This is a genomic window from Campylobacter sp. JMF_15 NE4 (assembly GCF_027737645.1).
Classification (GTDB): domain Bacteria; phylum Campylobacterota; class Campylobacteria; order Campylobacterales; family Campylobacteraceae; genus Campylobacter_B.
In genome coordinates this window covers 300,892-322,074 of sequence record NZ_JAOVTY010000002.1, presented here as the reverse complement: position 1 = coordinate 322,074, position 21,183 = coordinate 300,892, and the positions used below count along the sequence as shown (strand labels likewise).

The following is a 21,183-nucleotide window of genomic DNA, read 5'->3' as shown; positions in this document are numbered from 1 at the left end:
GCAAATTTTCAAATTTCAGCTTCAAATTTAAAATTTTAGTTATAATCCAAACCTTTTTAGACAGGTGTCCGAGTGGTCGAAGGAGCACGCCTGGAACGCGTGTGAGGTGCAAGCCTCCGAGGGTTCGAATCCCTTCCTGTCTGCCAGAATGCAAATTACAGAATAAATTTTATTTAAATCAAATTTTGCTTATAATTGCGCCTTAAATTTTATTACAAGGAGGGGTGATGTTTTCGCCTGTTTTGATTGGATTTGGTGGCGGTTTGGTTGCTATTGTAGTCATTTGTGTGCTTGCGGCGATGTATTTTAGAACGGTAGTCGAGACAAATGAAGTCCATATCGTCCAAAGTGCGCGCAAAACGCAAAGTTTTGGCAAAGACACTGGAAATGGAAATGTGTATTATAATTTCCCGGGCTGGGTGCCGATTTTAGGCGTTAGCAAGATAATTTTGCCAGTTTCAGTATTTAGTATCAAAATCGAGGCTTACGAGGCTTACGATGTGGGCAGGTTGCCATTTGTCGTGGATATCACGGCGTTTTTCCGCATTGCTGATTCAAATTTAGCCGCCCAAAGGGTCAAAGACTTCGACGATCTCAAAAAGCAACTCACAGATATTATCCAAGGCTCAATTCGCTCGATTTTAGCCAAACGAGAGCTCGAAGAAATTCTTACAATCCGCTCAGCCTTAGGCGAGGATTTCACCGTTTCGGTTCAATCTCAGCTCGAAAACTGGGGTATTGCGCCTGTGAAAAATATCGAATTAATGGATATTAAAGACAAAGAGGGCGAAAAGGTCATTTTCAACATAATGGAAAAGAAAAAATCCGCTATCGAAAAAGACAGCCGTGTCGAGGTCGCCGAAAACCGCAAACGCGCCCAAATCGCTGAAATCGAAGCCAAAAGAGAAACCGAGATCAAAGAGCAAGAAGCCCTAAAACTCGTAGGTCTTAAAACCGTCGAGCAAGAGCGCGAGGTCGCAATCAGCAAAGAACAAGCCAAACAAGTGGTAAAAGAGCAGGAAAAAATCACCCAAGAAAAGGCAATGGAGGTCGTGCGCGTCCAAGATGTCAAAAAAGCAGAGATTAAAAAGCAAGTAGAAATCGTCCAAGCTGAGCAAGAACAGCGCAAAATCGAAATCGACGCAGAGGCTAAGAAAACAGCCAAAATCAAGGAAGCCGAAGCCCAAAAAGAAAACCAAATCCTAATCGCGCAAGGCGATAAAGAAAAGCAGTTTTTGGAGGCGGCTGCGCTTTTAGAAATCAAAGACAAAGAGAGCCAAGGTATCGCAAAAATCGGAACCGCTGAGGCTGAGGCTTTGAGATTAAAAGAGCTAGCCCCTGTCAATGCGCAAATCGAGCTAGCGCGCGAAATCGGCGAAAACGAGGGCTATCAAACATATCTAATCTCAATCGAGCAAATCAAGGCTAACCGCGACATCGGCTTAGAGCAGGCCAAAGCCCTAACTAGCGCAGATCTAAAAATCATCGCAAACAACGGCAATGTAAGCGAGGGGCTAAATTCGCTTGGTAGCGTGCTAAGCACGAGTGGTGGCACAAAAATCGCCTCCATGCTAGAAGGACTAGCCCAAAGCGAGCTAGGAAAACAGCTTGTCGATAAAATCACCAAGCCAAAAGAGGGCGAGAAATAAAATTTAACCCCAAATTTGGGGTTAAATTTTATAATACTAGACTTGACATTAATTCGAAATCTAACTATAATACGCCCTAAATTTTAGGGGCAAAAATGAAAAAAGAACGCAAAAGCATATTTTTAAGCGCACAGCTTGTAAGAGAGGCGAACGATTACATTATAAACGAATTTAAAAGGCTTGAAATTTTAGGGATTTCGCCCAGCCACGGGGATATTTTTCACTATCTTTTTGGGGGTAAAATTTTAAGTCCAGCCCAAATCGCCACTAAAATCAACCGCACAAAAGCAACTGTTACAACCCTGCTTGATAGGCTTGAAATGGACGGCTATTTGGTGCGAGAAAAGGACAAAAACGACGCAAGAAGCGTAAATGTAAAACTCACGCCAAAAGGCGAGAGTTTAAAGCCGAAATTTGATGAAATTTCAAAGAATTTAAATGAAATTTTAGCAAATGATTTTAGTGAGTTTGAATTAAATGCGCTAGATACGCTTTTAGAGCGAGCTATAAAAAATTTTAAAAATGAAATTTAGTTAGATAACAAAGGAAAATTTATGAAAAATTTATTAGTTTTTACTGTTTTGTTGTTGGCGCAAATTTTGTCTGCCAACGAAACATTGGCTGAAAATTTTAACCAAATTTGCTACCAAAATACAAGCAAATCAGAGTGTAATAAAAAGGCAATGCACTATTTTCAAATCGCCATAAACACCGCTGATACCGCCTTGGCAGAGAAGCTAATAAACCAAAACGCTACATTTTTTACCCCAGTTTCCAAAGACCCGCTTTATGGCGGCGCAGGGTATATCTCGGTGGTAAATTTCATGAGGCAAAGTTTCCCTGATATCAAATGGGAGATCAAAGATATCGTCGCAAACGACGCTGTGGTGGCTGTTTTATGGGAGTGTAGCGGCACACACGAGAGGGGCGAATTTTACGGCAAAAAGGCGGACGGAGCGAAATTTTCGTTTAGCACGATGAATTTTTACTATTTTGACGAAAATGGCAAAATCACAAACGATGTCGCAGGCGAGGGGCTTGCGGGGCTTTTAATCGATCTTGAAATTTTAAAATAATCTTATTTAAGGAGAAAAAAATGAAAAACTACACTTTTGCAAGGCTCGATAGCAACGAGCGCGTCGAGTTCAAAGAGCTTTTGGGTCTAAGCGGTTGCGAGATTTCGCTAAATACTTTGCCAGCGGGCATTAGCGTGCCTTTCGTGCATGCGCATGTCCAAAACGAAGAGGTCTATATCGTGCTGGAAGGTAGCGGCAAGCTTTTCATCGACGGCGAAGAAATCGCAATCAAAAAGGGCGATATTTTCAAAATCGACCCAAGCGGCGAACGCTGTATCAGCGCAGGCGATGAGGCGATTAGATTCCTTTGTATCCAGGTCAAGGCTGGCTCTTTGGAGCAATACACCGACACCGACGGCGTTTTGCGCGAGGGGATTAAGCCAAGCTGGCTATTTAATGTAAAATAGTGGAATTTAAAATTTCGCTTCGCAACTCCGTAATACTGCGCCCGAATTTTAAAATTCGGCGCAAAATTTGAAATTTGCGAGGCGGGAAAATTTAAAATTTAAGGGGGTTTCATGCCGTATATCGATGCGAAATTTAGCTCGAAATTTGACGAGAAAACACGCGCAAATCTGGCGGGTGCGCTTTGTAATGCCGTAAGCGAGGCGTTTGGCAAAAAAAGCGAGAGCATAATGAGCGCGGTAGAGTGCGACAAGGCGCTTTTTATCGCACAAAATGCGCTAGATAGCGGCGCATATATCGCAATCTCGTTGCTAGGAACTAGCGTAGAAAAGCAAAAATGCGAGGTTTGCGTTAGGCTTGTGAGCGAGGCGTTGCGTGGCTTTGGCATAAACCCCGATGAGGTGTATGTGACATTTCACCCGATCCCGCTGTGGGGCAGAGGCGAGAAGATGTTTTAGGGCGAAATGAGCTCTAAAATTTGGAGTTAAATTTAGGTAAAAAAATTAGCCAAATTTCAAAATTTGGCTAATTTTTAAATTTACTTGATTTTTTCTATCTGTTCGACTAACTCTTTTGCGATTGCGACAATGGCACCATTTTCGAAATCATCGCTTCTGTTTGCGCCAGCAATCGTTTTTAGGTTGCCAAAAAATCCAGGGTTATATCGCATTTTGTTGTTTTGGGTTACGGCTCTTACGATTTCATTGTTTTTTATGATTTTGATTTCGTAAGTAAAGAAGATATTGCCGATAGAATCGGTTTTTGCAAAGGTTGCCTCCCCTACAAATTCTCTTTGATAATCTAAATCTATATGAATTTGCTCACTAGAATTTGCGCTTAAAAGATTTTTTTGCGCTAGTTGATTTTTGATTTCATTGTTTAACTTGGTTTCTACGACGCTTTTGTCTTGATAAACAACTTTTTCTGGCTGATGATTTTGTATGAAATTTAGATTTATAGCGTCGAATTTATACACGCCACTTATCGGCTGGGAGGGCGTTTGTGCGCTATTTCCCACGCAACCTGTCAAAAATAGGCTAAAAATTATAGCCAAAGCAAAAGAAAATAATTTTTTCATAAGGTCTCCTTAAAATTTTCATTGGCAAGGCACACGCCAAGCTCTGTTTGATTTTTAAATTCGAAAAATGATTTTATCGGTAAAATTTTAAAAGAAAGTAAAAATTTTGATTTAAAAAAGTGGCCGGGAGATAGGGATTCGAACCCCAGGAGGTGTTACCCTCAACGGTTTTCAAGACCGCCGCTTTCGACCGCTCAGCCATCTCCCGATAGAATTATTCTGTTTTTTCGCTGACCCACTCTGCGCCGTTATGAACCTTTTCTTTGGTCCATTGACCAGCGTTTTTTGAGTCTTGTTTCACGCCTTGCCATGTGTTTGAACACCCGCTAAACGCCAAAACCAAAAGTATCGTAACTATATATTTCATAGACTCTCCTTGTTGTTTTGGAAGCGACACCCGGATTCGAACCGGGGATCAAGGCTTTGCAGGCCCATGCCTTACCGCTTGGCTATGTCGCCACACTAAGCCGTTTTTGGTGGTGCCCGGAGCCGGACTTGAACCGGCACGGAAGAAAAAATTCCGAGGGATTTTAAGTCCCTTGCGTCTACCAATTCCGCCATCCGGGCACATTTTCAACACATACAAAATCATGGAGCGGGAAACGAGAGTCGAACTCGCGACATCAACCATGGCAAGGTTGCGCTCTACCACTGAGCTATTCCCGCGTCAAAAACGAAAGCTGATTTTAGCAAATTAAAACTTAAAATTTTATTTTATTTGCAAAATTTCTGTTTTTTAAATTCATTATAAGCTAAAAAGTGTAAAATTACAGAGCTTTTTGGGGTTATAGCTCAGCTGGGAGAGCGCTTGAATGGCATTCAAGAGGTCGGCGGTTCGATCCCGCTTAACTCCACCATTTTGTTTTAAATCCACACTTATTTAACACTGCGCCGAATTTCAAATTTCGTAAATTTTATCATTGTTGGCGAAGCGAAATGAGCGTGCTAATCTAGTAAAATTTAGAGAATTTTAAAAATTTGAGAATTGAAATTTGTTTGAATTTCGCTATATTGTTTGCCCGTGATGACAAACCAGCCAAATTTACAAAATTCATCATTAAATGCTATACTCGAAAAAACAAAAGGAAATCCTATGAAAAAAGCATTTAGTATGGTTGAGCTTGTTTTTGTGATTGTGATTGTTGGGATTTTGGTTGGCGTTGCGCTTCCACGCTTACAAGCTTCGAGAGATGATGCCTTGGTCGTGGCGGCCAAAAACGACCTAAAAACCGCACTTAGCGATGTTATCGCCTATAATCTCACGCAGGGGCGGTATTCGACCAATATCAAGGAGATGACGAGCGTGGATTTTAAAAACAGCGTTTTTCGCGTGAAAAAGCGGGATTGTTTGAAGTTTATTTTCCACAGCATGAGTGTTATGGAGGTGCGGATTGATAGAGCTGGGCTGTGCGGGAGAGTGCTAGAAGGCTCTGCGGTCGAACCATACCTCAAAATGGACGCAGGCGAGCTCAAACACAGCGATAGCGTCTCATATATACCGCTTGATAGTTCGACGATTTCGGCGATAAATGGAGCGAAATTTTAGTGGGATTTGCAAATTTTAAAATTTAATGTAGAATTTTGGGCAAATTTTGCCCAAAATTTTAGAAAAACGATTTATAAACATTGTCGAGTAGGAAGTATTTTTTATCAATCGTGCCCTTGTAAAACGGCTCGAAGGTCTCGTTATAGGCTTTTGTGAAAAATCCCTCTTTGCTTAGAGCAATGATTTGGTCGTTTAAAAATTCAAGCAAACTTGTGTTTCCTTTTTGGATTGCGATTGATAGAAAAACGGTGTTGCCAAGGTTTGAGAGTTTGACCTCCATTGTGGGGTCAAAAATCGGATAAGCATAGACAAAAAGGTTGTTATTGACATAGCCGTCAAGTTCGCCATTTTTGACTTTTTTATAGCAATCGACGCTGTCGTTGCAGTAAGTGATAGGAATCCCCTCTTTATTCAAAAATGCTTCGCCTGTGGTTTTAAGCAATGCGCCGATTTTTTTGCCTTTTAAATCCAAGACAGATTTGATGTCGCTACCTTTTCTGGTGAGAAGACCCAAATTTACAGTAAAATACGGAGCCGTGAAGTCGGCTAAATGGGCGCGCTCTGGCGTTACAGACACAGCGGCAACTATCATATCGGCTTTATTTTCTTGTAAAAGCGGAAAACGCACATCGTTGGTAACGCCCATGAGGCTTATGTGACCTTGTTTCTCGCCAAAAATCCTTTTTGCCAAAATTTCGGCAAGCTCAACCTCGAATCCCTCGAATTTACCATTGACAAGCTCGCCAAATGGCGGTTCAGCGTCATACACGCCGATACGGATTTCACCTCGCGCTCTAATCTCATCGAGTGAATATGAAAACGCGCTTGTCGCAAGGACAGCCAATGCCAAAAGAAACTTTTTCATGGTATTTCCTTTTTGTAGTTTTGCGCAAATTTGCGCCCGGCAAACCGAAATTTGCAACTTTTGCGGGGGGGGGATTTACTCCTTTTTGATATTTTATCGCAAAGAGTAGCGAAAATTTAATTAAAATTTAATAATGTAGATTACAAATTTAATTTAAATTTTACAAAAATTCCAAAATTTAATAAATTTCAGTAAAATCACGGATTAAATTTCACAAAGGCAGGTAATGTTTTCATCGTTTTTTAAAAGCAAAAAATGGCGAATTTTAGCTTGGTGTGGGCTATTTTTCATACTTGGGATAAATCTATTTCAAACAATCCTAAATGTCAAATTTAACGAGTGGTATAGAGCGTTTTACGATATGGGTGGCGAGATCGACAAGCACACGATTGATGAGTTTTACGACGCTATGGCGTTGTTTTTATGGCTTGCTATGTGGTTTATATTTGCGGCTGTTTCTGAGCGCTATATCACGCGCGTATGGGTGCTAAAATGGCGAGAGGCGATGACATTTTCATATATAAAATTTTGGCGCAAGGTCGAGCATGATATCGAGGGTAGTTCGCAACGTATCCAAGAGGATATTTATCGCTTTACCAAGACATTAGAGGACGTCGGCATGCGAATTGTCTATGCCTTTATGACGCTATTTGCGTTTATTCCGATTTTATGGGGGCTAAGTAGCGGGATAAATTTGCCCTTTATCAAGGATATTCCGGGCTCTCTTGTTTGGATTGCGCTAGCTGTGAGCGTGGGCGGGCTTGGCGTGTCGTGGTTCGTGGGGCGCTACCTGCCACGCCTAGAATACAACAACCAAAAAGTCGAAGCAGCCTTTCGAAAAGAGCTAGTTTTTGCCGAGGAGGACAAGGCGAATTACGGAAGCGAGGAGAAGCTCATTTCGCTTTTTGACAAGCTTAAATTTAATTACCACAAGCTCTTTTTGCACTATTTGTATTTCGATACTTGGCTTCACACTTACTCGCAAATCCTTATCATCGTGCCATATCTCATCATGGGGCCAGGGCTTTTTACCAAGGTAATCACGCTTGGCGTGCTAATCCAAACGGCAAACGCCTTTAACAAAGTGCGCCAAAGTTTTAGCGTATTTACGGAGAACTGGACGACGATAACCGAACTTCGCTCGATCCACATGAGGCTTAGCGAGTTTGAGAAAAACATAGGCTATGACCCAAAACTAGCCTTGCAGGCCGAATTTAGGGCGTAAAATGGCGAATATCAACGACTATCTTTTTTGGCGCGGAGATTTGAAATTTAGCGAGCGCAAATTTAACGAGCTAGACGCACTTGTTTTGGCACGATTTTCGTATTTGCCGTTTCATAAAATTTCACTTTGTAGTGGCGGAAATTTGGGTGAAATTTGCGAAAATTTGGCGAATTTAAGCGATGATGAGTTTTTGTGGGAGGGTGATAAAACACTCGCGCTAAATTTAGCCCAAAGCGCGCGTTTTGGGGATTTGCGCGTAAGCGATATAGAGCGAGATAACGACAAAGAGGCAATCAGGCAGTTTGGCGCGCTGTGTATTCATTTGGACGTGGAAGAAATTTTTGTCTCGTTTATCGGCACGGATAATTCGATTTTGGGCTGGCAAGAGGACTTTAATATGGCGTTTTTAAAAGAGCTTCCTTGCCAAATCTCGGGGCTTAAATATCTAGAAAAAATCGCGCAAAAATATCCGCATGCGCGCCTTAAAATCGGCGGACACTCAAAGGGTGGAAATGTGGCGATTTACTCGGCGCTTCTGGCAAATCCTAGCGTGCATGGTCGCATAATAAAGGTCTATAACTACGACGGACCGGGGTTTTTGCCGGAATTTTACGAGCAAAATTTAAGTGGCGAAATTTTATCAAAAATCCAAACCTATATCCCAAATGAGAGCATTATCGGAAATCTGCTAAGCCACAAAGAGAGCATAAAAATCGTGCAATCAAGCGCCAAACTTGTCTTTGCGCACGATATTTTTAGCTGGGAGGTAGGCGGGGAGGATTTTATCTACGCCGAGAATCTTAGCAATTCGAGCAAGATTATTGATAAGACTTTGAGCGATTTTATGCAAAACACCACCACCACTCAGCGCAAAATCGCAATCGAGGCGGTTTTTGAGCTATTTAATGCCACCAGCCTCGATACCTTCGCGCAAATCCCGCATAACCTGCCACTCGCGGTGCCTCAAATTTTGCAAAAATACAAAACGGTTGCAAAAGATGATAAAAAAATGATAGCAAATATGCTTTTGCAAATCGCCTCTGCTTACCTCGAAAATCTCGCCAAGCACACGAACGATAAAATCAAGGATAAAAGGCAGTCTTATAAAGATAAATTCAAGGAAAAATGGCAAATTTAGGCTAAATTTGGCGAAATTTTAAAATTCCGCCAAAAGTAAAATTTAATTGTGTATTATTGGCACCCTTCGCACTCGATACTTCTGTCTGCGACATCGGAGTTGAAATCATCTGTTGATGGGCTTTCGCTCCTTAGATAATATGTCGATTTAATGCCAAGCTCCCACGCAAGGGTGTAAATATCATTTAGCACCTTACCGCTAGCCTTATCAAGCGTGATAAAAATATTTAGGCTCTGCCCTTGATCTATCCATTTTTGGCGGATTGCACCTGCTTTTATAAGCAGTCGCTGGTCTAGCTCGTATGCCGGAACATAGGCTTGCCAAGTATCGGGGCTTAGATTTGGCACGACCACAGGAATCATACCGCTTAGGTTGTGTTCAAACCATTTTCGTTTATACACAGGCTCGATAGTCTGCGTCGTGCCTACTAAAATCGAAATGCTTGAAGTCGGCGCAATCGCCATTAAATAGCCATTTCTCATGCCGTCTTTTTTGACTTTTGTTCTAAGTGCGTCCCAGTCGCAAGAGTTATCTTCAAAAAGTCCCCCGCGACCGACTAATTTTTTAGCGTTTTCGTTTGCTAAGTCGATTGGGAAAATTCCTTGCGACCATTTTGAGCCCTCAAATTCAGGGTATTTGCCTTTTTCAAGAGCTAAATTTGATGAAGCGTAAATGGCGTTGTAGCTTATGTTTTCCATGATTTTATCGATTGTCTCAAAATGCTCGTAACTGCCCCAAATAATGCCTTTTTCGGCAAGCATTTGCGCTTCGCCCATTACGCCTAAGCCTATGGCGCGAGAGCGTAAATTCGTGCGTTTTACCTTTGCGTGTGGGTAAAAATTTAGCTCGATTACATTATCTAGCATTCGCACGGCGATTGGCACGACGCGTTTTATGTCTTCTTGGGTGTGAATTTTGCTTAAATTTACACTTGCGAGATTGCAAACCGCCGTTGCGCCCTCATCTACGCCCTTTTCGACGATGAAAATGTCTTTGCCATTTATCGTATCAAGTGCCGTGATTTTTTTGGCTTTTTTGGTGATTTTACCATTTACGACGACTTCTTCGTTTTCTTCAAAAAGCTCTTCGCTTCCGTCAGCGTAAATCACTTTTGTTTTGTAGTGATTTGGCTGTGTATTTTGGAAAATTTCGGTGCATAAATTTGAACTTCTAATAATGCCTTTGTGCGAATTTGGATTTACCCTGTTTGCGTTATCTTTAAAGCACAAAAACGGCATTCCCGTCTCAAAATAGCTAGTTAGGATTTTTTTCCAAAGCTCTTTTGCTAAAACGGTTGATTTGCTGATATTTGGGTCGTTTTCGTAGGCGATATATTTTGCTTCAAATTCTTCGCCCCATACATCGCACAAATCAGCCACATCGACAGGGTCAAAAAGCGTCCATTTTTCGTTATTTGCTAAGCGTTTCATAAATAAATCGTTTATCCACAAAGCCGGGAAAATTTCATGCGCTCTGCGGCGTTCTTCGCCTGAGTTTTTACGCAAATCCAAAAAGTCGTTTATATCCATGTGCCACGGCTCGATATACACGGCGATTGCGCCTTTTCTGGTGCCTAGTTGATCCACAGCTACGGCTATGTCGTTTGTGATTTTTAGGAAAGGTATTATGCCACCTGCGGCGTTTTTGTGTCCGTCGATACTACCGCCCATTGCGCGGACTTTGCACCAGTCCCAGCCGATACCGCCGCCGAATTTTGATAAAAGCGCCATTTCTTTGTAGCTATCAAAAATTCCTTCGATATTATCAGGCACGCTTCCGACATAGCAAGAGCTTAGCTGGTGGCGTGTAGTTCTTGCATTTGAGAGTGTCGGAGTGGCAAGCATGACTTCAAATTTGCTTATTAAATCGTAGAATTTTTTCGCCCAGCCTTGGCTGTCTAGCTCGTTTTGCGCCAAAAACATTGCAATCGCCATAAACATGTGCTGTGGAAGCTCAATCGGCTTTGCTTGTCTGTCTTTTATAAGATAGCGATCATAAAGCGTTTTAATGCCAAGATAGGTAAATTGCAAATCGCGCTCTGGCTTAATGTAGGCGTCTAGGTCGTCTAGGTCGTATTTTTCTTTTAGCCCTAGCATGATGCGACCCTCGCTCTCACCGCGCTCAAAGTAGGTTTGAAGCGATTGATAGCCGGTGAAGCCAGATACTTTGTGATACAAATCATAAAGGAAAAGTCGCGCTGCCACAAATGTCCAGTTTGGGCGGTCTATGTCGATTTTATCGACGGCGGTTTTGATAAGGGTTTGCTGGATTTCCTCCGTGGTAATCATATCGCGAAATTGGATTTTCGCATCGACTTCTAGCTCGCTAAGGCTGACATTTTCAAGCCCCGCTACCGCGTCCCCAGTGAATTTTTTGATTTTTGAAATATCGAGTTCTTCGGTTCTACCGTTGCGTTTAATTACTTTCATTTTTGCGTCCGTTTCTAAGAAAAAATAATTGTGCGATTGTATCTTTTTAAAGCTTATGATTTAAGAAAATTTATCCAAATTTTGCTTTGGAGTTTTGCTAAATTTTAAGGTAAATTATTATGGGAAAATTTGGGTGTTTTTTTGATTTTATGACAGAAAATTTAGCCCAAAATGGGCTAAATTTTTAAAATTTTAATCCAAAAATACAACGAGCTAAAATGCAGAGCCCAAAAAATTCCAAAAGAGTTAGTTTGGGGGCGTGAAAATGCTTCATAGCAATCGCCTCCCACAACGGAAAGCAGATAGCAACTATAATGAACAAAAAAACAAAGATAAAGCGCCTTCTACAAGTGCGCGTGCGCCAAAAAAACTCTCTTGTTTGCTCTCTCTCATACTGACTCCTTTAAATTTTACTCTTGTAGCTTACCCAAACACCCTAGCGAAAATTTTATCCACATTTTTGGTGTAATATCCATAATCAAAACACGCTTTAATCTCGTCTTCGCTCAAAGCTTTTCTTAGGTCGTCGTCGGCTAGTAAATTTTGCAGATACAAACTAGCTCCGTTTTCATCGATAGCTTTTTTGCCTTCTTGCAAGTCAGCCCAAACTTTCATCGCATTTCTTTGGACGATTTTGTAGGCTTCTTCGCGTGATAGCCCTTTTTTAGGAAGTTCTAGCAAAACTCTTTGCGAAAATACCAAGCCGCCCGTTAAATTTAGATTTTTCATCATATTTTCAGGATAAACGACCAAATTTTCTATCAAATTTGCAAGGCGATTTAGCATAAAATCAGCCGTCACAAAGCCATCGGGCAGTATAAATCTCTCAACCGAACTATGACTAATATCTCTTTCGTGCCACAAAGCGACATTTTCCATAGCTGGGATTGCATAGCTTCGCAAAACTCTGCAAAGCCCGGTTACATTTTCGCTAAGAACTGGATTTCGTTTGTGTGGCATTGCAGAACTTCCTTTTTGTCCGGGAGCGAAATACTCTTCACACTCATAAACTTCTGTTCTTTGGTAGTGGCGGATCGCAACGGCGATTTTTTCGCAGCTTGAAGCTAAAATCGCTAGTGCGTTCATCACTTGCGCGTAGCGATCTCTTTGTATGACTTGGTTTGATGCCGGGGCTGGTTTTAAGCCTAGATTTTGGCAAACTAGCTCTTCAAGCTCTAATGGAGCGTGAGCGAAATTTCCCATTGCGCCGCTGATTTGACCGACACTTATGACGCCATAAGCGTGTTTTATCAGCTCTAATGCGCGGTTAATTTCATCGTGCCAAATCGCCAAAACTAAGCCAAAAGTTATCGGTTCGCCGTGAATTCCGTGGCTTCTGCCGACCATAAGCGTATTTTTATGCTTCATCGCTTGGTTTTTTATAGCTGATTTCAACGCTTCAATGTCGGCGATAATCAAATCCAAGCTATCTTTTATCTGCAATGCCACAGCCGTATCGATACAATCGCTACTTGTCATACCATAATGCACAAATCTGCTCTCTTCGCCCAAGCTCTCGCTCACGCTGGTTAAAAACGCGATCACATCGTGCTTTGTCGTTTTTTCGATTTCGTCTATGCGTTCGACGCTAAATTTAGCGTTTTTGCAGATTTTTTCGCAATCGCTATCCGGGATAAAACCAAGCTTGTTCCACGCCTTGACTGCGGCTAGCTCGACCCTAAGCCAAGCGTCGTATTTGGCAAATTGCGTCCATTTGTCTTTCATAATTTTTCGTGCGTATCGCTCTACCATTTTTGTGCCTTTATTTGAAATTTGATATAATCCAAAATTATATTAAAAAAGGGCTGAAAACTTAGTTAATATGGCGTATGAGAAATTTAGTTTAGGCAAATTTACAAATCGGCGAATTTTTGAGATTTTGCTGTGCTTGGGTTATGATATGAAAGGCGCTCAAAGGCTGTGCGACAAGGGCAGGGTGCTGAACGGCTCAGGCGTGGTAATGGCAAAAAACAGCGTGGCAAATGGCGAAATATTTTTGATAGATTATAAATGTGAGCCGAAGGGAGCGCACGCGATTTTTGAGACTGGCGAATTTGGGGTTTTTGACAAACCTAGCGGAGTGCTTTCTCACCCAAACGGCAGAGGTTGCAAATATTCGCTTTATGATGAAATTTGGTCGCTTTTTGGTCGCTCTGCGGCGGTTGTGCATAGGCTCGATAAAGAGACAAGCGGCGTGATACTGGTCGCAAAAAATTTGGCTAGTTTAAATGCGCTAAAAACGCTTTTTGAAAATAGGGCGGTGAAAAAATCATATTTTGCTTTGGTGAGTGGGCGAGTGGAGCGAGAATTTGTAATCGATGAGCCAATAGGTGAGAGTTTAGAAACTGACGAAGTGGCTATAAAAATGCGAATTTGCGAAAACGGCAAAAAGGCGATAACCGAAATTTATCCGATAGAGTATTTTAGCGAATTTAATGCGACTTTGGTTCGAGCCGTGCCGCTTACCGGAAGACAGCATCAAATTCGTTTGCATTTGTTTCATGTGAAACACAAAATTTTAGGCGACCCACTTTACGGGACTGATACGGCGACTTTCGAAGCGATTTTGGACGAGAAATTAAGCGCGAATGAGCGGATAAATTTAACAGGCGCTTCTAGGCTTTGCTTGCATGCGGCGAATTTGAGTTTTGAATTTAACGGGCAAATTTATGATATTCAAACAAAGGCTGATTTTAAAAGCGAGTTTTTGAAAGCGTTAAATTTTTGAGATTTCTAAATTTTTCAAACAATATTGTTTAGAAAAGGGAACTTTAATCTTAAAGTTCCCTTTGTGCTCGTATTAGTTCGTCAATTTCATCAGATTGATGTTTTTTGGCTATTTTTTCCACTGTTGCAATTATTTCTTGTTCTTTTCTACCTTTTTTAAATGCAATTATGAAGCCAAAAACCGCTAATATCAATCCTATTATACTTCCTATGATAATCGCGAGATTCTCTTTATTGGTTATGCAATATATGCCTATAAAACTAGGAGCAAAGCCCATAAAAGCTTGTCTAAGTGTCCCAATAATTCCATCATAGAAACAATCGATTATATTTTTGCACATTTTACCAGTATCTTTCCATGATTTTGTAACGTTTATTATGCAGCTAGCGCGCCAAAATCCATCGCTATATGGTGCAGCATACATGACGATAAAATCACCCGCCTCTATGTAACCGCCTCTATCTCGTCTGAAAGTTACCCCATCTATTTTGAAATAGTATAGCATCCCATCCATACTCATTTGAACATCTTCTGCGTAGCCATTTATGATTTGCATATAGGATTCCCTTTTTTAATAAATTTAAAATGGGATTTTAATCAAAAAAAAAAAAAACAAATGGTAAATATCTGGCATTATACTTTTAAAATTTACTTAAAAAATAAATTTTAAATTTCGGCGCAGTGTTTCGGAGTTGCGCTAGCGAAATTTTAAAATTTGGTAAATTTTACTCTTTTTTTTCATTTAAAACTACATAAAAAATTCCACAAATGCCGATTACAGCGACAATGGCGATGAAAACAATTTCAATTATATCAAGTGTGCTCATTTTTGCTTCTTTCTTTGAGCTGTCCGCACGCAGCACTTATGTCAAGTCCCTTGCTTTGGCGAATCGTGCAGGTTACGCCATGCGCGCTGAGATAGTCTTGGAATTTCACCATATTTTCGGTGCTTGGGCGCAGATACGGGCTTCCTTCGTGCGGGTTAAAGTATATCAAATTTACCTTTGCTTTTATGCCGTGAAGTAGCTTCACAAGGGTTTTTGCGTCATTTGTGCTATCATTTACGCCACCCATGACAAGGTATTCAAACATAACTCGCTTTCGCATGTCAATGGGGAAATTTCGCACGGCGTCCATAACCGAAGCTATGTTGTAGGCTTTGTTTATCGGCATTAGCTTGGCACGAAGCTCGTCGGTTACGGCGTGAAGCGAAATGGCTAGTAAAACGCCCAAATCCATTTCACCCAGCTTTTTTATCTGCGTGGCAAGACCGCTCGTGCTTATGGTTTGACGGCGTGGGGCGATAGCTAAGCCGTCATTTTCTTTTAAAATTTGCACGGCTTTTGAGACATTTGCTAGGTTATCTAGCGGTTCGCCCATACCCATATATACGACATTTACGCGTCTTTCGTAAGGGATTTGATTTGCGATTTTTATCCATAAAATTTGCCCGACGATTTCACCTGCTGTGAGATTTCTCACAAATCCGCCTTTGGCAGTTAGGCAAAATGCACAGCCCATTTTGCAACCTACTTGCGAACTGACACAAATCGTGTATCTTGCATGGCGTGAAATTTTGCCGTTTTCATCGGCGACTTCATCTTTCATAGGAAGCAAAACGCTTTCTATGGTTTTGCCGTCTTTTAGCTCGAAAAGATATTTTTTGCTTCCGTCGATACTCTCTTCGCATTTCACGCATTTTACGGGGTCTAAATAGAAATTTTCGCTTAAATTTGCTCTTAATTCCTTTGGTAAATTTAGCATTTCATCAAAGCTTTTTACGCCTTTTTTGTAAATCCACTCGTAAATTTGCTTGGCTCTAAATTTTGGAGTTATAAGCTGGGATAGTTCATCAAGTGTGAAATCTAGGATATTTTTCAAATTATTCCTTTTTGTTTTAAGTAATTTTCTAAAATTTCTTTGGCTTTTGCGTGATTTTTCAAAAAATCTGCGTGTGCGTTTTGGTTGCAAAAATTCGTCGCGACGAAAATTCCGCGAGCTGGGATTTTGAAACTTTCGGCGACTTTGACGACAGAGTAAAATTCCATATTTTCGATTTTGTAGCCGAGTGTGGCGAATTTTTGTGCGCAAATTTCATCTGTGGTAATGAAATTTGATGAGTTGCAAAATGTTTCATATGAAACATTTGGGTCAAAAATCGGGCTGTATGAATAGCCTAAAAGCTCGGAAATTTCGTGGTTTGTAGCTGTTTTGCACTCGAAAATATCAAAAATTTTACCTTCATTATACAGACCGCAACTGCCTACAAACAAAATTTCGCTATGTTTTTCGCTCGCTAAAATTTTGGTTAAATTGATAGCGCAATCCACTAGCCCTACGCCGACAGCGCGAGCGAAGCCGAATTCTTCGCCGTTTCCTGCGCACACTATCAACTTCGAACCCTTATGCTGTTTTGCAAAAGATAGGCTTTTAAATCTTTGATTTTTATCTCGCCGAAGTGAAAAATGCTTGCTGCGAGTGCCGCGTCTGCCCCACACTCAAAGGCTTCTTTGATATGCTCCATATTTCCTGCACCGCCACTTGCGATGACGGGGATTTTTAGCATTTTGCTAATTTTGCCCGTAACTTCCAAATCAAAGCCGTTTTTGGTGCCGTCGCAGTCCATAGAAGTGAGCAAAATCTCCCCTGCACCGCGGTTTTGTACTTCCTCTGCCCACGCATAAGCGTCCAGTCCGGTGTCTTCTCTGCCGCCTTTGACAAAGACATTGTAGTCCTCGCCAGTTCGTTTGACATCGATTGCTACGACGACGCATTGAGAGCCGAATTTTTTCGCCGCTTCGTCGATTAAACCTGGGTTTGCGATAGCCGATGAGTTTAGGCTGACCTTGTCGCAACCCACATCCAAAAGTCGCGAAATATCGTCGATTTTGCGGATTCCGCCACCCACGGTTAGTGGGATAAAAAGCTGTTTTGCCACGCTTTCGACCACATGCACGATAGTGTCGCGATTCTCAAAACTAGCCGTAATGTCTAAAAAACAAAGCTCGTCTGCGCCCTCGTCGTTATAGCGTTTTGCGATTTCGACAGGATCGCCTGCGTCGCGTAAATTTACGAAATTTACGCCCTTTACCACGCGCCCATTTTGCACATCTAGGCATGGAATTATTCGTTTTGCAAATGTTTTCAAAATTTTGCCCTTTAAAATTTTTGTAAATTTTAGCCAAATTTCGCTTATATAACCATTTTATAAGTAAAAATTGGATAAAATCTCTCGATGATAGTTGCAAAGAAAAAATTCGGACAAAATTTTTTAAAAGATAGTTTGATTTTAGACAAAATTATCCAATCGATTCCCAAAAATGCTGAAAATATCGTAGAAATTGGGCCTGGCTTGGGTGATTTAACTCGTAATCTTTTAAAGAGTTATAAAGTAAAAAGTTTCGAAATTGATAATGATTTATATCAGATTTTGTGCCAAAGCTTCGCCACAGAGATAAAAAACCGCGATTTGGAGCTGGTTTTGGGCGATGTTTTGGAAATTTGGGAAAATTCTCTTAGCGAAAAACCATATTTTTTGGTTGCGAATTTGCCGTATTATATCGCGACAAATATAATCCTGCGAGCCATCGAAGACCCGCTGTGTGAGGGTTTGGTCGTAATGGTGCAAAAAGAGGTCGCGCAGAAATTTTGCGCAGTTTCTGGGAAGCGGGAATTCGGCGCGATTTCGGTTTTGGCTAGCCTTTGTGGCGGGGCGCAGTATCTTTTCGAGGTGCCTCCACACGCTTTCGAGCCAGCTCCGAAGGTCATTTCAGCCGTGATGAGGATAGAAAAGACGCGCAATCCTTTCCAAAGCGTGGAGCAAAAGCGTGAATTTGAGGCGTTTTTGAGAGCGTGTTTCGCCTCTCCTAGAAAAACACTAGCCAAAAATCTAAGCGCAATCGCGTCCAAATCAGATATAACCCAAATTTTCGAAGAACTAGAAATTTTTGAAAACACAAGACCGCACGAGTTAAATTTCGCCTTATTTTTAGATATTTTTAAAAAATTAAAGGTGAAAAATGGAAGAGAAAAAAACTAACAACCAAGCGCAAAACTCTGATTTTACAGGCCCTGAGCGCTTAAAAAAGGTAAATAGACGCCGCAGACACAGGGAAAATTTAAAAAAATCGTTTGATGAGAGCAAAAATCAAAAAGACGAGCAAAAAACCCCAGCAAACGAAAACAAAAAAAATAAAAAACCAAAAAGTGAAAAAGCGCAAAATCTATCCAGCGAAACAGTCGCGCAAAGCCCAAATTCAGAGGAGGGCGCCAAAAAGAAAAAACGCTCTAAACGCAAGACAAATATGCCAAAAAGCCTAACCGGTACCGAGCCGTGGCATGTGGCTATGGACGAGGCAATCGCAGCGAATAAGGCTATGCACGAAGCAAGGCTCTATCCACTAAAAAATGCAAATTCTAGTGAAACTATCCGCATAACTCCGCTTGGCGGACTTGGCGAGATCGGCGCGAATATGACGATTTTCGAGACCGCTACGAGCGCGATTATCGTCGATGTGGGTATGAGTTTTCCGGACGATAATATGCCCGGCGTGGATATTTTGATCCCTGATTTTAGCTATGTTCGCAAGATCGCTGATAAAGTCAAAGGTATCATCATCACGCACGCGCACGAGGATCACATCGGCGCAATGCCGTATTTTTTCAAGGAATTTCAATTCCCAATCTACGCTACGCCGCTACCTTTGGGTATGATTTCAAACAAATTTGAAGAGCATGGCTTAAAGGCTGAGCGAAGCTATTTCCGCCCGGTGCAAAAGCGCAAAATTTACAAAATCGGCGATTTTGAGGTCGAATTTATCCACATAACGCACTCGATTATCGACGCTAGCGCGCTTGCGATTACCACAAAGGCCGGCACGATTATCCACACGGGCGATTTCAAAATCGACCACACCCCAATCGACGGCTATCCGACCGATTTGAACCGCTTGGCACATTATGGCGATCGCGGCGTAATGCTACTGATGAGCGATAGCACGAATTCGCACAGAGACGGCATTACCAAATCCGAAAATTCGGTAGGCAGGACATTTGACGGCATTTTTGCTAGCTCGAAAGGGCGCGTGATTATGAGCACATTTAGCTCGAATATTCACCGTGTCTATCAGGCGATCGAGCGTGGTGTGAAATACGGCCGCAAGGTCTGCGTGATAGGGCGAAGTATGGAGCGAAACCTATTTACGGCAATGGAGCTAGGCTATGTTGAGCTTGATCGTAAAATTTTCATCGATCCAGATGAGGTCAGCAAATACCCTGACAATGAGGTTTTAATCGTAACCACAGGCTCTCAGGGCGAGACTATGAGCGCGCTGTATCGCATGGCCACAGACGAGCATAAATACATAAAAATCAAACCCACAGATCAAGTTATCATTTCGGCAAAGGCGATTCCAGGTAACGAAAACAGCGTCTCAACCGTGCTAAATTTCTTGCTAAAAAGTGGCGCAAAGGTGGCGTATCAGGATTTCAGCGAAATCCATGTCAGCGGACACGCTGCCCAAGAGGAGCAAAAACTAATGCTTCGCCTAATCAAGCCGAAATTTTTCCTACCAGTCCATGGCGAGTATAACCACATAGTCAAACACCGTGAAACTGCGATAGAATGCGGGATTGATGAGAAAAATATCTATCTGATGAACGACGGCGATCAAATGGAGATTTGTGAAAAATATCTAAAACGGGTCAAAACCGTCAAAACTGGCAAGGTTTTCATTGACAATCAAATCAATAAGCAAATTTCCGATGAAATCGTAAAACACAGGCAAAATTTAGCCGACGCTGGCGTGGCTGTAATCATCGCTCAAATCGACAAAACAGCCAAAAAGCTTATCAAATCTCGCGTCATTACCTACGGGCTTGTCGCAGAGTCGCAGACATCTGCCTTTACCAAGGATATGGAGGGCTTAATCGAGCAGTTTTTGGCGAATATGAAAACCGAAATTTTGCTTGATAACCGCATGTTGGAGTCGCAAATCCGCCAAGCCGTGCGAAAGCATATTTTTAGAAAAACGAAAAAATATCCGACAATCGTGCCGGTTATTTACCTAATGTAAGGGGCATTTTATGGGCATTTTAGAAAACGCAAAAGAGGTTTTAAGGCTCGAAGGTAGCGAGCTTTTACGCCACGCCGAGCTTATCGGTGATGAAATCGAAAGAGCAGTAAATTTGATTTTAGAGTGCAAAGGCAAGCTAATCGTAACAGGCGTGGGCAAAAGCGGTCATATCGGCGCGAAAATCGCTGCCACTTTGGCAAGCACAGGCACACCTAGCTTTTTCATGCACCCCACAGAAGCCCTGCACGGCGATCTTGGCATGGTAGGCAAAGATGATTTGGTTTTGGCGATTAGTTTTAGTGGCGAGAGCGAAGAGCTGGTGCGAATTTTGCCCCACATTAAGCGATTTGGCGTGAAAATCATCGCAATGGCAAGTAATAAAAATAGCTCTTTGGGGCGAATAAGCGACGAATTTATCAGCCTTAAAATCGAAAAAGAAGCTTGTCCGTTAGGGGCTGCGCCTACGGTTTCTACCACGCTAACATTAGCGTTAGGCGATGCGTTAGCGGTTTGTTTGATGAGTGAGCGAAAATTTCAAAAAGAAGATTTCGCAAACTTCCACCCGGGCGGCAGTCTTGGCAAACGGCTATATTTAAAAGTCGCCGATGTCATGCGAACTAACGATTTGCCGATTGTTAGTGAGAGTGTTAGTCTAAAAGAAGCCATAAATGCGATGACGCACGGCAAACTAGGCACCGTTTTGCTAACTAACACTAACGGCAAACTAACGGCGATTTTAAGCGACGGAGATTTGCGTAGGGCTTTGATGAGTGAGAATTTTAGCCTTGAAGAACGCGCGATTAAATTTGCCACAAAAGAGCCAAAAACCATTGAAAATTCGCAAATTTTAGCTTCCAAGGCGTTAGAGATGATAGAAAATTTCAAAATTCAGCTTCTTGCCGTTACGGACGAAAACGGCGTTCCGATAGGCACCGTGCATATCCACGACCTTAAAAACATAGGGCTATAA

21 protein-coding genes and 6 tRNA genes are annotated in these 21,183 nt (G+C 41.8%); 14 read left to right on the top strand and 13 right to left on the bottom strand.

Going from position 1 to position 21,183, the window contains the following annotated elements; all coding sequences use genetic code 11:
* The first annotated feature begins 58 nt into the window (after positions 1-58).
* The 6 genes from OFN98_RS06055 (at position 59) to OFN98_RS06030 (ending at position 3,588) form a co-directional block, all read left to right on the top strand.
* Positions 59-146, top strand: a tRNA-Ser gene (locus OFN98_RS06055).
* 81 nt (positions 147-227) lie between these two features.
* Positions 228-1,649 (top strand): SPFH domain-containing protein, encoded by a 1,422-nt coding sequence (locus OFN98_RS06050; RefSeq protein WP_270874393.1) that lies wholly within the window; start codon positions 228-230, stop codon positions 1,647-1,649.
* Positions 1,650-1,744: 95 nt separating this feature from the next.
* Entirely contained in the window at positions 1,745-2,182 is a 438-nt protein-coding gene (locus OFN98_RS06045) for a MarR family winged helix-turn-helix transcriptional regulator (RefSeq protein ID WP_270874392.1), read from the top strand.
* Between the two features lie 21 nt (positions 2,183-2,203).
* Positions 2,204-2,725, top strand: coding sequence for an ester cyclase (locus OFN98_RS06040; protein WP_270874391.1), 522 nt, complete (start codon positions 2,204-2,206; stop codon positions 2,723-2,725).
* Between the two features lie 20 nt (positions 2,726-2,745).
* On the top strand, positions 2,746-3,132 hold the full coding sequence (locus OFN98_RS06035; RefSeq protein ID WP_270864667.1) for a cupin domain-containing protein: 387 nt from the start codon (positions 2,746-2,748) through the stop codon (positions 3,130-3,132).
* Positions 3,133-3,243: 111 nt separating this feature from the next.
* Entirely contained in the window at positions 3,244-3,588 is a 345-nt protein-coding gene (locus OFN98_RS06030; RefSeq protein WP_270874390.1) for a phenylpyruvate tautomerase MIF-related protein, read from the top strand.
* Between the two features lie 80 nt (positions 3,589-3,668).
* Here OFN98_RS06030 and OFN98_RS06025 read toward each other — a convergent pair whose 3' ends face one another.
* The 6 genes from OFN98_RS06025 to OFN98_RS06000 all read right to left on the bottom strand — a co-directional run bounded on the left by OFN98_RS06025 (position 3,669) and on the right by OFN98_RS06000 (position 4,874).
* Positions 3,669-4,208 (bottom strand): hypothetical protein, encoded by a 540-nt coding sequence (locus tag OFN98_RS06025; protein WP_270874389.1) that lies wholly within the window; start codon positions 4,206-4,208, stop codon positions 3,669-3,671.
* 120 nt (positions 4,209-4,328) lie between these two features.
* A tRNA-Ser gene (locus OFN98_RS06020) sits at positions 4,329-4,416 on the bottom strand.
* Between the two features lie 6 nt (positions 4,417-4,422).
* Positions 4,423-4,575 carry a hypothetical protein gene (locus tag OFN98_RS06015; protein ID WP_270858610.1) on the bottom strand — a complete coding sequence of 51 codons (153 nt, stop codon included), beginning with the start codon at positions 4,573-4,575 and terminating at the stop codon, positions 4,423-4,425.
* A gap of 18 nt (positions 4,576-4,593) precedes the next feature.
* Positions 4,594-4,667: transfer RNA gene (locus tag OFN98_RS06010), tRNA-Cys, on the bottom strand.
* An 18-nt stretch (positions 4,668-4,685) separates the two neighbouring features.
* Positions 4,686-4,775: transfer RNA gene (locus OFN98_RS06005), tRNA-Leu, on the bottom strand.
* A 24-nt stretch (positions 4,776-4,799) separates the two neighbouring features.
* A tRNA-Gly gene (locus OFN98_RS06000) sits at positions 4,800-4,874 on the bottom strand.
* 115 nt (positions 4,875-4,989) lie between these two features.
* Here OFN98_RS06000 and OFN98_RS05995 point away from each other — a divergent pair.
* Positions 4,990-5,065, top strand: a tRNA-Ala gene (locus OFN98_RS05995).
* A 236-nt stretch (positions 5,066-5,301) separates the two neighbouring features.
* Positions 5,302-5,754 (top strand): type II secretion system protein, encoded by a 453-nt coding sequence (locus OFN98_RS05990; protein WP_270874388.1) that lies wholly within the window; start codon positions 5,302-5,304, stop codon positions 5,752-5,754.
* 58 nt (positions 5,755-5,812) lie between these two features.
* Here the strand turns inward: OFN98_RS05990 and OFN98_RS05985 are convergent, their stop codons facing one another.
* Positions 5,813-6,619: a transporter substrate-binding domain-containing protein gene (locus tag OFN98_RS05985; protein WP_270874387.1), complete on the bottom strand. Its 807-nt coding sequence runs from the start codon at positions 6,617-6,619 to the stop codon at positions 5,813-5,815.
* 226 nt (positions 6,620-6,845) lie between these two features.
* On the opposite strand from OFN98_RS05985, the gene OFN98_RS05980 reads away from it, so the two are divergent.
* Together OFN98_RS05980 and OFN98_RS05975 are read left to right on the top strand one after the other, a co-directional pair.
* Positions 6,846-7,844 (top strand): putative transporter, encoded by a 999-nt coding sequence (locus tag OFN98_RS05980; RefSeq protein ID WP_270874386.1) that lies wholly within the window; start codon positions 6,846-6,848, stop codon positions 7,842-7,844.
* 1 nt (position 7,845) lies between these two features.
* Positions 7,846-8,982, top strand: a complete 1,137-nt coding sequence (locus OFN98_RS05975; protein ID WP_270874385.1) for an Mbeg1-like protein — start codon at positions 7,846-7,848, stop codon at positions 8,980-8,982.
* 53 nt (positions 8,983-9,035) lie between these two features.
* On the opposite strand, the gene OFN98_RS05970 is transcribed toward OFN98_RS05975, so the two are convergent.
* Both OFN98_RS05970 and purB read right to left on the bottom strand, forming a co-directional pair.
* Complete coding sequence (locus OFN98_RS05970; RefSeq protein WP_270874384.1) at positions 9,036-11,411, bottom strand: ribonucleoside-diphosphate reductase subunit alpha; 2,376 nt, start codon at positions 11,409-11,411, stop codon at positions 9,036-9,038.
* 423 nt (positions 11,412-11,834) lie between these two features.
* A complete protein-coding gene (gene purB / locus OFN98_RS05965; RefSeq protein ID WP_270874383.1) occupies positions 11,835-13,163 on the bottom strand; it encodes an adenylosuccinate lyase in 1,329 nt (442 codons plus the stop codon).
* Positions 13,164-13,311: 148 nt separating this feature from the next.
* On the opposite strand from purB, the gene OFN98_RS05960 reads away from it, so the two are divergent.
* Positions 13,312-14,139 carry an RluA family pseudouridine synthase gene (locus OFN98_RS05960; RefSeq protein ID WP_270874382.1) on the top strand — a complete coding sequence of 276 codons (828 nt, stop codon included), beginning with the start codon at positions 13,312-13,314 and terminating at the stop codon, positions 14,137-14,139.
* Between the two features lie 49 nt (positions 14,140-14,188).
* Here OFN98_RS05960 and OFN98_RS05955 read toward each other — a convergent pair whose 3' ends face one another.
* From OFN98_RS05955 to hisF, 4 genes are all read right to left on the bottom strand, one after another.
* Complete coding sequence (locus OFN98_RS05955; RefSeq protein ID WP_270874381.1) at positions 14,189-14,695, bottom strand: hypothetical protein; 507 nt, start codon at positions 14,693-14,695, stop codon at positions 14,189-14,191.
* A 257-nt stretch (positions 14,696-14,952) separates the two neighbouring features.
* Positions 14,953-16,020, bottom strand: a complete 1,068-nt coding sequence (gene rlmN, locus OFN98_RS05950) for a 23S rRNA (adenine(2503)-C(2))-methyltransferase RlmN (RefSeq protein ID WP_270874380.1) — start codon at positions 16,018-16,020, stop codon at positions 14,953-14,955.
* Complete coding sequence (locus OFN98_RS05945; RefSeq protein ID WP_333720406.1) at positions 16,017-16,526, bottom strand: purine-nucleoside phosphorylase; 510 nt, start codon at positions 16,524-16,526, stop codon at positions 16,017-16,019. Before OFN98_RS05945 ends, rlmN begins: the two co-directional genes overlap by 4 nt.
* Positions 16,527-16,528: 2 nt before the next feature.
* Positions 16,529-17,287 (bottom strand): imidazole glycerol phosphate synthase subunit HisF, encoded by a 759-nt coding sequence (gene hisF / locus OFN98_RS05940; protein ID WP_270874378.1) that lies wholly within the window; start codon positions 17,285-17,287, stop codon positions 16,529-16,531.
* A gap of 87 nt (positions 17,288-17,374) precedes the next feature.
* Here hisF and rsmA point away from each other — a divergent pair, with 87 nt between their 5' ends.
* Genes rsmA through OFN98_RS05925 form a run of 3 tightly spaced genes read left to right on the top strand, consistent with a single transcriptional unit; the run spans position 17,375 to position 21,183 of the window.
* Positions 17,375-18,178 carry a 16S rRNA (adenine(1518)-N(6)/adenine(1519)-N(6))-dimethyltransferase RsmA gene (gene rsmA / locus OFN98_RS05935; RefSeq protein WP_270874377.1) on the top strand — a complete coding sequence of 268 codons (804 nt, stop codon included), beginning with the start codon at positions 17,375-17,377 and terminating at the stop codon, positions 18,176-18,178.
* Positions 18,159-20,213: a ribonuclease J gene (locus OFN98_RS05930; RefSeq protein ID WP_270874376.1), complete on the top strand. Its 2,055-nt coding sequence runs from the start codon at positions 18,159-18,161 to the stop codon at positions 20,211-20,213. The genes rsmA and OFN98_RS05930 overlap by 20 nt, the downstream gene beginning before the upstream one ends.
* A 10-nt stretch (positions 20,214-20,223) precedes the next feature.
* Positions 20,224-21,183 (top strand): KpsF/GutQ family sugar-phosphate isomerase, encoded by a 960-nt coding sequence (locus tag OFN98_RS05925; protein ID WP_270874375.1) that lies wholly within the window; start codon positions 20,224-20,226, stop codon positions 21,181-21,183.